Below are 15742 nucleotides of genomic sequence, written 5' to 3'. Positions count from 1 at the left end.
ACATCTTGAAGTCAAGGATTGCTGATCCTGGCGAATTGTCCAGACGATTTTCTAAGAAACCGAGGACATCTTATTTAGCCTTCGAGTCCTCCTTTTATTTTGTAAGGAACCTGAGACACGTTATTAACCAAATTCACCTAACAAACACGCTGTAAACGGCTGGTTATTCCAATATAGCGTGTTTCAGATTCCTTAGATTGCTGCGGGCGCTTCAAATCGCTGAATAAGACGTCACAGGGTCGTTAGCGCTCCCGCTCCGTGCCCTGCTCCAGACACGTTCAGTTTGAAGACACGCTTTAGTTCAACTTATATAGATAGACATAAGAAAGAAGGGAACACTTTGGGTATTCCGCTAAAAAAATATACAGGAATAGTCCTGCAAGTTTTGTTGATGTACGGTTTTTATTGGATTGGAAACTTGATTCAAGCTGTATTACATCTGCCGTTAACAGGCAGTATTGTGGGCATGCTGGTATTGTTTGTCACCATTCAACTGGGATGGATCAAAATGAGCTGGGGAGAAGAAGGGTCGACGTGGCTTCAATCTCATCTGCAATTGTTGTTCATCCCACCAACTGTGGGCATTATTAATCATTTTGATTTTTTTCGAGCTAACACATTGTTATTGGTTCTGGGTTTAATCGTTAGCACATTAATCACATGTCTGATATCTGCCAAATTAAGTGAGTGGCTCATGACATGGAGATCGTCTCATTCAGGTAAAAAGGAGGCGATCACTTGTCAGCATTCATCCTCGGAATTGGAATGATCGCACTAACCATCGCTGTATACATTCCAGCCACTCGACTATATAAAAGGCTGAGATGGCCGATCCTTATGCCTGTACTCACAACGACTGCCATACTGATCCTGATCTTGGTGATTTCCAGTATAAAGCTGGATACATACATGTTGGGTGGCAAATGGATACAGGAGCTCTTGGGTCCAGCAGTTGTATCTCTCGCTTTTCCCTTATCCAGACATCTGCATGTGCTGAAGCAAAACATCATTCCCATTGTGGGTGGGACAATCGGAGGCAGTATTACAGGTGTCTCCACAGGTGCTTTAATCGCCATTCTGCTTGGCTATCCTCAGGAAATGGTCATCGCTTTGTTGCCAAAATCAGTCACAACTCCTGTGGCTATTCAACTCGCTAATCAGGTTGGAGGGAATGCCTCATTCACATCGCTGTTTGTGATGATTGCAGGATTCTCAGGGATATTATTGGGGCCGATGCTCTTGAAATGGGCCAAAGTCCGCAGTAAACATGCCTATGGGATTGGACTGGGTTCAGCATCTCATGCCCTCGGCATGGCAAGGTCTTTTGAATATGGAGAGAATGCGGTAGCCCTCAGTTCAGTTTCCATGATTGTCAGTGCCATTGCCGGATCAATTATGCTTCCATTATGGGTATGGATCATCTACGGTTGAACGCTTTACTTTGTTGTTCATGTTGGAGTAACCGCTGACCTATAGTATTATAGAAAGAAACAAGCTTGTATGATCTTGGTGTTATTATTACGTACCGATATAGCTGTAGCTATACACCTCTGGGCGGGGGATATCATATCTTGTAGCAAGAGGGTCTAAGCATATTCAATTACAGCAGCAATAGATGCAATTATCGACATAGAAAGCAGGGAAGCATATGCAGCGCAGAGGTAAATTCATTACGCTGGAAGGGGGAGAGGGTTCCGGTAAAACAACGATGATCGGTAGAATAGGTTCTTATTTTGAAGAACGGGGTATACCTTACGTAGTTACGCGAGAGCCTGGTGGAATTGAGATTGCGGAGAAAATACGTTCAATTATTCTGGACCCTCTTCATACGGCAATGGATGCTCGAACCGAAGCGCTATTGTATGCAGCTGCACGCAGCCAGCATCTGGCGGAGAAAGTAGAGCCTGCGCTGAGAGCTGGAAAGGCAGTCATCTGTGACCGATTTGTCGATAGCAGTCTGGTCTATCAAGGCTACGCCCGTGGACTCGGGATAGAGAATGTATGGGCCATTAATCGTTTTGCGATTGGTGATCTCATGCCGGATGTGACCTTATATCTGGACATTGAGCCTGAAGTGGGGCTTGGCCGGATCGATGCTCATGATGGCCGGGAAGTGAACCGTCTGGATCTGGAAAATCTGGAGTTTCATCGTAAAGTCCGAGAGGGTTACTTCCTATTAAAAGAGCAGTTCCCAGAACGGATCAGGGTTATCGATGCTTCCATGAAGCAGGAGGATGTCTTGGCAGCAATGATTTTGTCGCTGGAAACAGGGATTTTGAAGGATTTTGACGAGTAATTGTCTAATATATAGACAGGGCATTTGATAAAGGTGCTTATTCTAAAGGAGGTTATGCAGGATGAAACTGATTGTTGCGATTATACAGGATAAAGACAGCAACCGATTATCCAGCGCATTGGTCAAAGCAAACTTTCGGGCAACGAAGCTTGCCAGTACGGGCGGATTTTTGAAGGCAGGCAACACGACGTTTATGATCGGTGTCGATGATGGTCAAGTCGAATCCGTAATGAACGTCATTCGCAGCAGCTGTAAGGTTCGTGAACAGCTCGTGACTCCGGTCACACCGATGAGTGGAACAACCGACTCTTACCTGCCGCTACCTGTTGAAGTTCAAGTAGGCGGAGCTACTGTATTTGTTCTCCCGGTAGATCGCTTCGAACATTTCTAATTAAACCTATTGCATGGATCCCATGAGGGTCCTTCATGATCGATAGCATGTTGGAAACGATGGATGCAAGAAGAGTTAACAGAGTTCGTGCGTGCCACTTACGGAACGCCTTTCTTGACGAGAAGAATCAGCATACTCTTTCCGGATGAGCATTTCCCAGCTGGGGAATGGTTCCTTTCGGAAAGAGGTTGACTACAATGAAAAAGTCCTTGATGGTGATGTGTATCTACCATTATATATAGAGTGTGATCAGCATATATAAAAGCCTCATTCTCACGCACAGGCGCAACGCGCACTGTGCTGATGGGCGATTGGCTAACTATGATAGAAAGCGGGCGTATCCATGAAAATCAATCCTGGATTCAGACCGATTCAGAGCGGGATCAGTTCTACTGATTCAGGTTCCAAACCGGTTCAATCCAAAAATTTCTCTGATATGATGAATCACCAGGGGGAACGGGCCTCACAAGCTGAACTGAATCGCCGGTTTAGTGAAATCCAGCTTCAGGGAGATCGCTTGGCACGTTCCATGACGATTCGTGAACTGAAGGCGTATAAGCAACTTGTTAAAAGGTTCCTGGAAGAGACCGTTCGTCGCGGTGTATCCATGAAAGAGACAAGGGGTTGGGATCGTCGTGGCAGAGGTAAGCGGTATAAGCTGATTGATGAAATTGACTCCGCTCTGTTATCCATGGCTGATGAACTACTGGATACAGAAGAAGGAAAAATCTCTCTATTACAACAAGTAGGCGAAATTCGGGGGATGCTTATTAATTTAAGCTTCTGAGGAGGAAGTATGTCCTTTCAACAGATTATGGGTCAACAAGCGGCCAAGCAAATGTTACAAAGCAGTTTGAGGCGTCAGGCGATAAGCCATGCGTATTTGTTTAGCGGTCCAGCGGGTAGCGGGCAACGGAAGACGGCAATTACCTTTGCCAAGGCAATATTCTGTACAGAGCTTGAAGATGACGCATGCGGGCAGTGTCTTGAATGCCGTAAGGTAGATCATGGTAACCATCCGGATCTAACCATGCTTGCGCCAGATGGAAACAACATTAAAATAGATCAAATCCGGGATCTGCAGCGTATTTTTTCATACCGATCAGAGGCAGGCCATCCCAAAGTATATATTATAGAACAAGCCGAGAAAATGACGGTGCAGGCAGCAAACAGTTTGCTCAAATTTCTGGAAGAACCGCAGGTACCAGCAGTCGGCATCCTGATTACAGATAATGGACAGGCCATGTTGCCAACGATCCGCTCACGCTCCCAATTGGTACCGTTCAGCGCACTGAATCCGGAAGAGATGCTGCAATCACTAATTGAGGAAGGGCACCCTGCCAATCTGGCTCGCTCTGCCGTCCATTTAGCGTCAGGATTGGAAGCATGTAGAGAAATTCTCCAGCAGAATTGGTTTGCAGAAATTAGAAACGTAATGTTACAATTAGGGAAGGAGTCCCTGGGTAGAGGAAGTACATCATTGATCTCTGCACAGCAGAAGCTTTTTAAAACCGGACTCTCTGAACATCTGGACATGTTGCTTAGTTTGTTCCATCTATGGTTTAGGGACATGCTGTATGTTCAGTACGATAGGCATGAACATATCGTTTTTATAGATCAGTTAGACATGTTATCTCAGCTGGCACATACCCGCAGCACAGAGCAGTGGGTCTCCTATATGGATATGGCCGCAGCATGCAGAAAAAAATTGCGTTTCAACGTCAATGGCCAGCTTTGTCTGGAGCAATTTTTGATCGGTTTGGCATAAGACTGGGAGAGGGCAGAGTTAGCCCCAATCATATGCAAACGGTTATAACTTCGGCCGGTTCCCTAAGAAGACGGGGCTTCAGACGAAGTGGGGTTGGCTTACAAGGGGGTTAATTTTTTGTACAGTGTAGTGGGTGTCCGTTTCAAAAAAGCGGGCAAAATTTATTACTTCGATCCCCTGGACCTTCCCATTGAGAAAGAAAACTGCGTTATCGTGGAGACAGCGCGGGGGGTAGAGTACGGTAAGGTTGTTGTTGGTAAGAAGGAAGTGGGCGAGTCCGATGTGGTGTTGCCGCTGAAGAAAGTCATCCGCGTTGCGGGCGAGACAGATGCTCGTGTGGTTGATGAGAACAAACGTGCAGCCAAAGAAGCATTCGGTACTTGTTTAAATAAAATCAAAGACCATGGCCTCAAAATGAAGCTGGTCGATGTGGAATTTACGTTTGATCGCAATAAAATTATATTTTATTTTACAGCTGAAGGAAGAGTTGATTTCCGGGAGCTGGTCAAGGATCTGGCAAGCATATTCCGGACACGAATCGAGCTGAGACAGATTGGTGTACGTGATGAAGCGAAGATGCTTGGCGGAATCGGACCTTGCGGCCGTGTGTTGTGTTGTTCTTCCTGGCTGGGAGACTTTGAGCCGGTATCAATCAAGATGGCTAAAGATCAGAGCCTGTCACTGAATCCGACGAAAATTTCAGGGTTGTGCGGAAGACTCATGTGCTGTCTGAAATTTGAGCATGATAACTATGAAAGTGTGAGAGAAGAACTGCCAGCTGTAGGCAAATTGGTCGTCACCTCATTGGGTGAAGGAAAAGTTGTCGGAATTAATGCCGGTAGCCGCACAGTCCATGTTCAACTGTTCGACATCAGTAAAGTCAAAGAACTTCCGCTGGATGACGTCGTTATCAAGTAAACCATAAAGGTTGCTTCGGGGTGGAAACTTGGAAAAGAAAAATCTGTTTACGCACATTCATGAAATGGAAACCCAACTGGGTCAGTTGCACGGTGATTTAGGAGAGTTAAAAATGATTGTGAAGGAGCTGCTTGAGGATAATCAGCGGCTTACCATCGAGAATGAGCAGTTACGCAAACTGCTCAAACGTGAGGCTCCGGCAGATCTGCCGATCTCCTCAGCACTCGCTCCTGTAGCAAGGCCAGCAGGTCCGGCTACAGGCGAGGATGTTGTGGGTGAAGGGTATGATAATCTGGCTCGGTTGTATCACGAAGGCTTCCATATCTGCAACGTCTATTATGGACATTTGCGGACGGAAGGCGATTGTCTGTTCTGCCTGTCTTTTTTGAATAAATGAAGTGACCGTAGGGATCCCCTACGGTTTTTTTTCAAGGTTATAAACCTAAACTAAACGAACATGAGATATAGAGTACCGGAGGATGAGCGTAACATATGAAAGCAAATGAAGTTGTGTTACATGAGTCAGAGCGGATTGATGATCTGCTCTCTCATGATCTGAGAATCATTCAAAGTGATGAAGTGTTTAGTTTTTCGATGGATGCCGTATTATTAGCCCGGTTTGCTTCCGTACCTAAACGGGGTCGTGTACTTGATTTATGTACAGGTAACGGGGTAGTTCCCATTTTGCTTACAACGCGCACGCAGGCTAGTCTGGAAGGGATCGAGATTCAGCCACGTTTGGCTGATATGGCGCGTCGCAGTGTGCAATTAAATACACTGGACGAGTCGATTATGATTCGTGAAGGTGATTTGCGAGAACTGGTGAAAGAAACAGGACATGCTGTATACGATGCAATAACGGTTAATCCTCCATATATGCCTCTGAATGGCAGTGATCTTAAAATGAACACACATCAGGCAATGGCACGTCATGAGATCGGATGTACCCTGGAAGAAGTGATACAAGCTTGCAGTCGACTTGTACGTAATGGTGGCAAAGTATCGATGGTTCATCGTCCACAGCGCCTTGCAGAGATTATCTCGCTCATGCGCGAATATAAGCTGGAACCAAAACGGATTCGGATGGTACATCCCCGTGCTCATCTGGAAGCCAACATGGTATTAATTGAAGGAATGAAAGATGGTAAACCGGAAGTAAGGATGCTTCCTCCACTCATTGTCTACAATGAAGAGGGGACATACTGCGAAGAGATTATGGATATTTACTATGGTCAGCAACAAGCTGAGCGTACTACGAAAGGAGGGCTTTAGATGACTTTGCATATTCAGAAAAGCTATGCGGAGCAGCCTGAAGGATCAGGCAAGCTATATCTGGTTGGAACACCCATTGGTAATCTGGAGGATATGACCTTCCGGGCCATCAGGACATTGCAGAGTTGTGACATCGTTGCAGCAGAAGATACACGCCAGACCCGAAAGCTGCTTACCCATTTTGAAATTACACCTTCGATGCTGTTTAGTTATCATGAGCATAATAAGGGGGCGAGTGGACCTGAACTGATACGCTATATAATAGAAGGAAAAAATTTGGCACTCGTCAGCGATGCCGGTTTGCCAGCCATTTCGGACCCTGGTTCTGATCTTGTACAGCTTGCACTGGAGGCCGGAATAACGGTCATTCCCATCCCTGGACCCAACGCTGCGTTGTCTGCTCTGATCGTGTCCGGATTACCGACGGAGCGTTTTACATTCGGCGGTTTTTTGCCGCGGGAGAAAAAGGACATGCGAAAAGTGCTGGAGGCTTTTGACGAATCCAACGGGACTTTGTTATTTTATGAATCGCCTCACCGTATTCGGAAAACATTAGTCCACCTCGAAGAAATTCTGGGTGATCGCTCGATTGTCCTGGCTCGTGAACTAACCAAGCGTCATGAGGAATTCGCAAGGGGCACTGTGAAGGAATGTATAGACTGGCTTGAAGAACATCCGCCTCTTGGCGAGTACTGTTTGCTGGTAGAAGGCATTAAGGAAGAGGAGCGTAAGGCTGAGCGCGAAGCATGGTGGCAGCTCATGTCACTCGCGGATCATGTCAGCCATTATGAGGGTGAAGGACATAACCGCAAAGATGCAATGAAAAAAACGGCTACCGATCGCGGCTTGGCGAAGCGTGATGTATATAATGCATTAATCGAGCAGTAATCTAACCCAATATCTTCTGTTGTGGGGAACATAACCTGAAAAGAAGCTTATATCCAACCTTAGTGGAATATTAAAAAGAGCAGAGTGGCTCAAAAAAATTCCAAATAAATTTCATTGTTCTCTCCCAGTTCGTGTGTGACAGAATCATTTTGGGTAATGGAACCCATAACAAGGCAAAAAAATACCTTCCGCGGTGGGGTTCACACCGGGAAGGTCATTAAGGAATATTAAAAAGGTTAGAAATAACAATTTAGATAAGTCCAGTATACCTGGTTTTTCTTATTTTGTCACAGGTGCAGGGATTTCGGAAATACATTCGTTACAAACAATTTTACCTTTGAAGTAAGTAACGTTCTCTGCATTACCACAGAAGATACAAGCAGGCTCGTATTTTTTCAACATGATGCGCTCGCCGTCAACGTAGATTTCCAGAGCATCTTTTTCACCAATACCGAGCGTACGGCGCAATTCAATTGGAATAACTACCCGTCCCAGTTCGTCCACTTTTCTTACAATACCTGTTGATTTCATCATTATAATCAGTGCTCCTCTCAGCTAACTATCTTTGTCATTATTCGACATTATTTTATGTTTTATGATACTCATCATACCAACGATTCCCAAATCAGTCAACCTTAAAATTAGCTTAAAATTAAGGCTGTTTTTCACAAGGTTACTGGTGGTAAGGGATTGGAAGCCGTTTTTCGCATTTAAACCTCAATGTCAGCTTTGTCGATTTGGAAAACGACAAAACTACTTAATTCGACAAAGTTCGTCATATGGTGTCGAATCTTAGGTGAATCGCAGAGCTCAAAGCGTTAATATAAAAGAAATTAAAGGAGTGAGTCGACATGGAACAACGTTTAACGGAAGAGAAAGTATTCAAAGATCCGGTACATAATTATATCCACGTGCAAGATCCGGTTATATGGCAGTTAATTAACACCCCGGAATTTCAGCGTTTACGCCGGATTCGTCAGCTGGGTACTTCTTACCTTACCTTTCACGGAGCAGAGCATAGTCGGTTCTCACATTCACTAGGTGTTTATGAGATCACACGCAAGATCATCTCTCAATTTGAAAGAAGTCATTATTCGGATTGGCCGAAGGAAGAAAAGATTGTAGCTCTGTGTGCAGCTTTACTTCATGATCTCGGGCATGGGCCATTCTCTCACTCCATTGAGGAAGCTTTTGACATGAATCACGAAGATTGGACATGTCGCATTATTACAGGTGATACCGAAGTAGGGGCGATCTTAAGACGGTATGCTCCTGATTTTCCTGAGAAAGTAGCGTCTGTCATTCAAAAAACGTATGAAAAGCCGATTGTGGTGAACTTGGTGACCAGTCCGCTTGATGCAGACCGAATGGATTATTTGCTCAGGGATGCCTATTTTACAGGTGTAAATTACGGCACGATTGACCTTGATCGTATCCTTCGGATGCTGCGTCCTTATCATGGGCGGATTGTAGTCAAGGAGTCAGGCATGCATGCTGTGGAGGATTACCTAATGTCTCGGTATCAGATGTATTGGCAGATTTACTTCCATCCGGTAACTCGTAGTTCTGAAATTATATTGCGGCAAATATTCAAGCGAGCGAAAACACTCATACAACATGGTTTTCAATTCCGCTTCATGATTGATCCACTCCCTCAATTATTTGAAGGAGAATTATCCGTGGATGAATATTTGCAGTTGGATGAAGCATTAATTCAGACGGCATTTACGCAGTGGCGCAAGGAGGACGATACTGTTCTGAGTGAGTTATGCGAACGTTTTATGGATCGCAAGTTATATAAGTATGTAGAGCTTGAACAGGTCGACTTGACAATGATGGAAGAGATTCGGGAAGCTTTTGTACAGGCTGGCCTCGATCCCGAATATGATCTTGAAATTGATTTTCCTTCGGATAATCCGTATGATGTGTTTCGTCCGGATGAATCCACAGATAAGCAGATTCTTCTTCTGGATCGACAGGACAATTTACGTGAGTTGTCAGAAGTATCTGACATTGTCCGTTCCATCAGTGGGCTTCACCGAGGGAAACATCATTTGTATTACCCGCAAAACAAGGTGGATGCGATTATTCACGAATTACCGTCACATATACGCCCCTATTTCTTGTAATCGTGTGGGTATAATCCGATGAAGAATTTCGATATCAAAACACTTTCTAAAAGAGCTATTTTCCATGATACAGTAATCTGCTTTAATGGGGAGTATATGTAGATCGACATAATTTTGTAAATGCAAGCAGGCAGAATGAGCACAATTAGCAATATATAGATCAGAATATCCGTATATCTTCTATATATTGTAGTTGTGAAGAAACAAACGTAATGATGTAATACACAGATTACCCAAAATGTTTTATGTATGAGTCAATCAATTATTGAATTTTACAAATTGGATTTTGAAAAAGAAGATAGTCGTTATTTCGACATGAAGGGAGATACAGACATGATGCTGTTCGACACACATACACATCTGGATGCACCACAATTCGACGAGGACCGCGAGGACACGATTCAGCGTGCTGTGGATGCAGGAGTTGGTCGCATGATCAACATTGGCTTTAACCGGGAGACAATTCCAACCACAATGAAACTCGCTGAAACATATGACTTTATATATGCAGCTGTAGGGTGGCATCCCGTAGATGCGATCACAATGCAGGAGGGCGATTTGGAGTGGATTGCATCTTTATGCAAGCATGAAAAAGTGGTTGCGATCGGTGAGATTGGATTGGATTATCACTGGGATACTTCACCAAAAGAGATACAGCATCGCGTATTACGACAACAAATTGCTTTGGCGCGTGAAGTGAACATGCCAATTGTCATCCATAATCGGGATGCACATGAGGATATCATAAGAATTTTGCGTGAAGAGAAGGCGGGAGAAGTTGGTGGTGTGATGCACTCGTTCTCGGGCAGTTGGGAAACAGCAAAAAGTTGTCTCGATATGGGTTTCCATCTCTCCTTCGGAGGACCGATCACATTCAAAAATGCAAAGCAGCCCAAAGAGGTGCTGGAGAAGGTTCCTATGGACCGGTTTTTCATTGAAACAGATGCTCCATATTTGACACCTCACCCTTATCGTGGGAAGCGAAATGAGACAGCGCATGTACGTCTGGTTGCAGAGGCAGCTGCGGAAATTAAAGGCATTTCGGTGGAGGAAATTGCTGCAATAACAACCAAAAATGCCATGGAACGATTTGGAATTCGGTAAAAAAACGAGCAAATGAGGTGAAAAAGGCAGGTAAGCGGAGGTAATTTGCCCTTTGATCCAAATAAATCAAGAATATTACAATATTTTAACCAAATATTCAGAAAAACGTACTTGATCAACGCTTTACAACATGCATCAAAACAGGATATCATCTTTTCAGTGAATTGTTGTGCGGAAAATTGGACAGATGTTCGGGGGATGAACAAAGGGACACTTTCCGATGAAACAACATTACTTTCATGAATCAGTCTCGCTGAGTCTCCGTTATCGGAGAGCGGGGGAACCAATAGGGCTTAAACATCGGTGTATTTGGCCGATGCGCAACGTTCGCTGACCCAAAAGCAGCGAAGGGAACTGCGAAGCCATATTTGATTTCTTCTTTGGGTCTCGGGGTGAATTCAAGGGCGTCCGCCATGAGCGGGTGACCCAAGATAGGGCGGCTCTCTTTCGCCCGAACCCGACAGCTAACCTCGCAAGCGGAAAAAGAGAGGCAACCTCGTGCATGAATTTCCGATATTCAAAGTCATTCGGAAGCCACGAAAGAGTTCCTCTTACACTCTTTCTTTGGCTTTTTTGTTTTTGAATAAAAGAAATATTGTCATCATACGGTAGGTATTCAGGAGGATGACATCATGTTGCGAAGATTGATTCATGGTGCAGAACCGGATTATGTTGGTCCGATCTGTGTTCTGTAGAAAATTTGGTATAGTCACGTCAAAGACATCATGCATTACTTTAGACGGCGAGGCTATGAAGGAGGACGGAGAAGTGGGCACATTCCAACCAGAAGAGACCCATGAGTCACGATCATCCAGTAAGTCTTTCGCGTTGCGGTGGAAGCATGAGAACATGCGTCAAATGGCATTGATCGCGATTTTCTCAATTGCGCTTACAATCATGATCTTGTTAGTCGTTTACGGTCAGGCCGGGAAACAAATTTCACTGGTTATTGATGGCAAAGCTCAGGTGGTAGAGACTCGTACAGGAATGCTTCAGGAAATGCTGGAGGAGCAGTCGATCACAGTCAGCCCTCACGATAAGGTATCCATGTCCATGAATGGGGCGATTACAGATGGAGACCGAATCGTTATTGAGCGGGCCGTTCCAGTTAACATTACGGCAGACGGAGACACCAAGACTCTGTATACAACCGATTCATCGGTAGAAGATGCAATCCAAAAATCAGGTATTCAAGTTGAAAGTAATGATAAAGTGTATCCGGCGCTTGGAACTGCGATCAAAGCGGAGATGAAGATCCGTGTAGTGCGCGTAACAAAGCGTACAGTGGATGTAGAGCAACCGATCGCTTACAAAGTCATTAAAACGGCTGACCCTAGCTTGTACAAAGGGGATAACCGTGTCGTTGTGAACGGCAAAGAAGGCACAATTGTACAGCATATCGAAAAGGTATTTCAGGATGGAGAATTGGTCTCCAAAAAAATGGTCGGCAAATCTGTCGCGAATAATCGTGTAGATAAAGTGATCGCTGTCGGCACCAAAGCAAAACCGGTCGTGAAGGAACCTGAGATTCAGACCGTATCGGCTCAAACGTCAACAACCAAAAAGGCTACAACAACGAACTCGAAGAAAACATCTGCCTCGGGCAGCAAAGTAATTACCGTATCCGGAACTTCTTTTAAATACTCCAAAGTACTTAAAAATGTATCCATGACTGCCTACTCTTCCGAAGAGCCTGGCATTGGAACTAAAACAGCTTCCGGTACTCGTGTAACGGAAGGACGCACCATTGCGGTTGATCCCAAAGTCATTCCAATTGGCTGGTGGGTATATATCGAAGGTCTGGGATTCCGTCGTGCGGAAGATACAGGCGGTGCCATTAAAGGCAACAAAATTGATGTGTATTATGACAGTGTGAAGCATGCCCTGAATTTTGGACGTAAGAAAGGCAAGACGGTCTACGTGATCGGTCCGGTGAAGCCGGAAGCGAACTAAAATCGTTTTACTTTGAAATGGGAATGCTATAAAATAGTTGCATGAATGATTCATGCGGAATATGCGGCGGAGGAGTCTGAATTCAGTCTCCCCCGCCGTTTGGCAGAGAAGAGGATATTCCTCTTCTTTTTGCGTTAGAAAGGAAGAAATGGAACATGATAAAAGAAGTCATTGTGGTGGAAGGCCGTGACGATACGGTAGCTATCCGTCGGGCCGTGGAAGCCGATACCATAGAAACAGGTGGATCAGCCATCAACCAACGCATTCTGAAGCGGATTGCGCTTGCTCAGGAGAGACGGGGAGTCATTGTACTGACAGATCCGGATCATGCTGGCGAACGCATTCGAAAAATTATTGCGAACAAGGTGCCTGGCTGCAAACATGCCTTCATTCCGGAAGCCGATGCAACGCGCAAAGGGGACATTGGGGTGGAGAATGCCTCACCAGAGGCGATCCGTCATGCTCTGGCGCGCGTACATACTTCATACGAAGGTGCTCCGAGCCTGATCGATTGGGAGGACCTGATCGCAGCAGGACTTATTGTGCATCCGCAGGCTGCTGCACGTCGCATGGAGATGGGCAATCTGCTGGGCATCGGATATTGTAACGGTAAGCAGTTCCACAAACGTCTCAGTGTATTTCAGATTACACGGGAAGAGTTCTCTACAGCATTAGCGCAAATTGAACGTGAAGGATTGTGAGCATATGAAGGACATGGAAGAGACGATTGAAATTGCAACGCCCAAGCGTACGAAAGAGATTATTCAAAGACACGGATTCTCATTTAAGAAAAGTCTGGGTCAGAACTTTCTGATCGATCAAAATATACTGAACAAAATCGTTAATGCAGCCGATTTGGACGAGTCCAAGGGCGCGTTAGAGATCGGGCCGGGTATTGGGGCCCTTACGGAGCGACTGGCTCGGGTAGCCGGCCCTGTCACAGCCGTAGAGATTGATCAGCGCTTGATCCCAATTCTGGGAGAAGTGATGCAGCCTTATTCGAATGTACGTGTTCATCATGGGGATGTGCTGAAGCTTGATCTGGCTGAGTTGTTTAATACGGATTTTGCATCCGTGGACAAAGTCAGTGTCGTGGCTAACCTGCCTTATTATGTAACGACTCCAATCATGATGAAACTGCTTGAAGAGAAACTGCCGGTAGACAGCATTGTTGTCATGATCCAAAAAGAAGTGGCTGAACGCATGGCTGCTGCACCGGGATCAAAAGACTACGGCAGTCTAAGCATCGCAGTTCAGTACTACAGTATGCCGGAGCTTGTGTGTATTGTGCCGCCTACAGTCTTCATTCCGCAACCTAATGTGGAATCAGCTGTCATTAAGCTGAAAGTGCGTGAGAAACCACCAGTGGAGATTCCGGATGAAGCACACTACTTCGAAGTGGTACAGGCTTCTTTTGCCCAACGGAGAAAAACAATCTCAAACAACTTGAAGGCACGTTTCTTCACAAAGGAGAACCGGGAACAGGCAGACATTCTGCTGGAGCAGGCAGGTATTCAACCGTCCCGACGTGGAGAGACGTTGAGTCTGCAAGAGTATGCCACACTCAGCACCGTAATGTGGGAAGCAGGGGTACGTGCAGCGCTGTAAAATTTGAATGAACCAAACCGGGTCTCTGCCCATACGATGGGGTAGAGGTGATTACGTTGATGAATATCGGAGACTTGGTCGTTCGGAAGTCATACGGCGGCGATGTGACTTTTCGGGTGGAAGGCCTCCAGTTGGATGCTGCGGTCATTAAAGGGACTGAGTTCCGGCTGATTGCCGATTCCCCGGTGGACGATTTGATACAGGTTCCCTACGAACCACAAAGCGCCAAGACCAGACAGGCGCATATTAAAGCACATCAGACCCTGTCCCGTCTGCAGCAGAATCGTATGGAACAGGCTGAGCGGAATCGTGAAGGTCTGGTACAGGATTGGTCTGCTCAGCAGGAACCGGCTTATTTTGAAATGCCTGGAAAGGTGCTTCATCTGGATGGAGATCCGAACTATTTGAAAAAAAGTATGGATCTCTATGAGCAACTTCGTGTGCCTGCAGAGGGACAATATGTCCATGAATCGGCAATGGCAGATACCTTATACCGATTATTACCCAAAGTACGTCCGGATATCGTAGTTATTACGGGTCATGATGGGGTGCTAAAGACACGTCAGCCCTATGACTTATATAGCCTTGGTAGCTACAAGAACTCGCAAAATTTTGTGTCGGCCATTCAGGTGGCCAGACAATATGAACGCCATCTGGACGCACTCACCATTGTGGCAGGGGCCTGTCAGTCCCATTTTGAGGCACTGCTGCGCGCTGGAGCGAACTTTGCCAGTTCTCCAGGGAGAATTCTCATTCATGCACTTGACCCGGTCTATGTGGCAGCCAAGGCCTCCTTTACCTCTGTGCGGGATACGGTCAACATGAGTGATGTTCTGCACAATACCATCAGTGGCAGCCAGGGTGTGGGTGGTGTCGAGACAAGGGGGAGTTACCGGGTAGGTCTGCCCGGGCTGAATGATTTATCTACGCTAAAAGTGAACCCGTCGGCAGTCTGATGTAGGCCATTTAAAGTCCCAATTTGGGGCTTTTTTTGTTTGCAAAAAAATTCATTGACAACAACTTTTTGATGCTGATATAATAATTAGTTTTGATTTGACAATGACTGTAAAATCCGGTATAATGGACAAGAAAAGAGGTGGTCGTCGACAATGGCTAAAAACACGCTGTTGGATATCAAACGCAATCTCGATGCACATATTGGTCAGAAAATTATGTTGCGGGCTAATGGTGGCCGCCGTAAGACCATTGAGCGTACGGGTGTATTGGAAGAAACGTACCCTTCTGTTTTTATTGTTAAGCTTGATGAGGAGCAAGAAACCTTCAAGCGAGTATCTTATAGTTATGCGGATATACTTACGGAGTCGGTGGAAGTCATGGTTTATGACCCGGGCAGCCAGACGCATAGCTCCTATATGGAGACGTAAGTATCGATTTACAGGCGATTCGCCCCACAA

Annotated in this window: 18 protein-coding genes and 1 riboswitch; of the genes, 17 read left to right on the top strand and 1 reads right to left on the bottom strand. The window is 45.5% G+C overall.

What is annotated here, in order from left to right:
* Positions 1–340 precede the first annotated feature (340 nt).
* The 10 genes from QF041_RS20620 to rsmI all read left to right on the top strand — a co-directional run bounded on the left by QF041_RS20620 (position 341) and on the right by rsmI (position 7533).
* Positions 341–769, top strand: a complete 429-nt coding sequence (locus tag QF041_RS20620) for a CidA/LrgA family protein (RefSeq protein WP_083677614.1) — start codon at positions 341–343, stop codon at positions 767–769.
* Positions 739–1431 (top strand): LrgB family protein, encoded by a 693-nt coding sequence (locus tag QF041_RS20615; protein ID WP_307415475.1) that lies wholly within the window; start codon positions 739–741, stop codon positions 1429–1431. Before QF041_RS20620 ends, QF041_RS20615 begins: the two co-directional genes overlap by 31 nt.
* Before the next feature lie 217 nt (positions 1432–1648).
* Positions 1649–2296: a dTMP kinase gene (gene tmk / locus QF041_RS20610; protein WP_307415474.1), complete on the top strand. Its 648-nt coding sequence runs from the start codon at positions 1649–1651 to the stop codon at positions 2294–2296.
* A gap of 61 nt (positions 2297–2357) precedes the next feature.
* The gene (locus QF041_RS20605; protein ID WP_017691391.1) at positions 2358–2687 is read left to right on the top strand and encodes a cyclic-di-AMP receptor; all 330 of its coding nucleotides are present in this window, start codon (positions 2358–2360) and stop codon (positions 2685–2687) included.
* A gap of 343 nt (positions 2688–3030) precedes the next feature.
* Positions 3031–3474 carry a YaaR family protein gene (locus QF041_RS20600; protein WP_017691389.1) on the top strand — a complete coding sequence of 148 codons (444 nt, stop codon included), beginning with the start codon at positions 3031–3033 and terminating at the stop codon, positions 3472–3474.
* Positions 3475–3483: 9 nt separating this feature from the next.
* The gene (holB, locus tag QF041_RS20595) at positions 3484–4455 is read left to right on the top strand and encodes a DNA polymerase III subunit delta' (protein ID WP_253428866.1); all 972 of its coding nucleotides are present in this window, start codon (positions 3484–3486) and stop codon (positions 4453–4455) included.
* Positions 4456–4572: 117 nt separating this feature from the next.
* Positions 4573–5373, top strand: coding sequence for a PSP1 domain-containing protein (locus QF041_RS20590; protein ID WP_053778939.1), 801 nt, complete (start codon positions 4573–4575; stop codon positions 5371–5373).
* A 28-nt stretch (positions 5374–5401) separates the two neighbouring features.
* Positions 5402–5770, top strand: a complete 369-nt coding sequence (yabA, locus tag QF041_RS20585) for a DNA replication initiation control protein YabA (RefSeq protein WP_017691386.1) — start codon at positions 5402–5404, stop codon at positions 5768–5770.
* Positions 5771–5865: 95 nt separating this feature from the next.
* Entirely contained in the window at positions 5866–6645 is a 780-nt protein-coding gene (locus QF041_RS20580; protein WP_307415473.1) for a tRNA1(Val) (adenine(37)-N6)-methyltransferase, read from the top strand.
* The gene (gene rsmI / locus QF041_RS20575; protein WP_307415472.1) at positions 6646–7533 is read left to right on the top strand and encodes a 16S rRNA (cytidine(1402)-2'-O)-methyltransferase; all 888 of its coding nucleotides are present in this window, start codon (positions 6646–6648) and stop codon (positions 7531–7533) included.
* A 279-nt stretch (positions 7534–7812) separates the two neighbouring features.
* On the opposite strand, the gene QF041_RS20570 is transcribed toward rsmI, so the two are convergent.
* On the bottom strand, positions 7813–8067 hold the full coding sequence (locus QF041_RS20570) for an AbrB/MazE/SpoVT family DNA-binding domain-containing protein (RefSeq protein ID WP_024633700.1): 255 nt from the start codon (positions 8065–8067) through the stop codon (positions 7813–7815).
* 317 nt (positions 8068–8384) lie between these two features.
* Here QF041_RS20570 and QF041_RS20565 point away from each other — a divergent pair, with 317 nt between their 5' ends.
* From QF041_RS20565 to veg, 7 genes are all read left to right on the top strand, one after another.
* The gene (locus tag QF041_RS20565; RefSeq protein WP_237178564.1) at positions 8385–9662 is read left to right on the top strand and encodes an HD domain-containing protein; all 1278 of its coding nucleotides are present in this window, start codon (positions 8385–8387) and stop codon (positions 9660–9662) included.
* 333 nt (positions 9663–9995) lie between these two features.
* Positions 9996–10766 (top strand): TatD family hydrolase, encoded by a 771-nt coding sequence (locus QF041_RS20560; protein WP_307417020.1) that lies wholly within the window; start codon positions 9996–9998, stop codon positions 10764–10766.
* 241 nt (positions 10767–11007) lie between these two features.
* Positions 11008–11261: riboswitch (cyclic di-AMP (ydaO/yuaA leader) on the top strand.
* A 273-nt stretch (positions 11262–11534) separates the two neighbouring features.
* Entirely contained in the window at positions 11535–12719 is a 1185-nt protein-coding gene (locus QF041_RS20555; RefSeq protein ID WP_091039099.1) for a resuscitation-promoting factor, read from the top strand.
* A 155-nt stretch (positions 12720–12874) separates the two neighbouring features.
* On the top strand, positions 12875–13420 hold the full coding sequence (gene rnmV / locus QF041_RS20550; protein WP_017691379.1) for a ribonuclease M5: 546 nt from the start codon (positions 12875–12877) through the stop codon (positions 13418–13420).
* A 4-nt stretch (positions 13421–13424) separates the two neighbouring features.
* Positions 13425–14327: a 16S rRNA (adenine(1518)-N(6)/adenine(1519)-N(6))-dimethyltransferase RsmA gene (gene rsmA / locus QF041_RS20545; RefSeq protein ID WP_307415471.1), complete on the top strand. Its 903-nt coding sequence runs from the start codon at positions 13425–13427 to the stop codon at positions 14325–14327.
* 59 nt (positions 14328–14386) lie between these two features.
* On the top strand, positions 14387–15283 hold the full coding sequence (gene yabG, locus QF041_RS20540) for a sporulation peptidase YabG (RefSeq protein WP_017691377.1): 897 nt from the start codon (positions 14387–14389) through the stop codon (positions 15281–15283).
* 153 nt (positions 15284–15436) lie between these two features.
* Positions 15437–15712 carry a biofilm formation stimulator Veg gene (gene veg / locus QF041_RS20535; protein WP_017691376.1) on the top strand — a complete coding sequence of 92 codons (276 nt, stop codon included), beginning with the start codon at positions 15437–15439 and terminating at the stop codon, positions 15710–15712.
* Positions 15713–15742: the final 30 nt, after the last annotated feature.

This window comes from Paenibacillus sp. W2I17 (genome assembly GCF_030815985.1).
Classification (GTDB): Bacteria; Bacillota; Bacilli; order Paenibacillales; family Paenibacillaceae; genus Paenibacillus.
The sequence above is the reverse complement of the archived record's forward strand: the minus strand, read 5'-3'. Positions and strand labels throughout refer to the sequence as shown.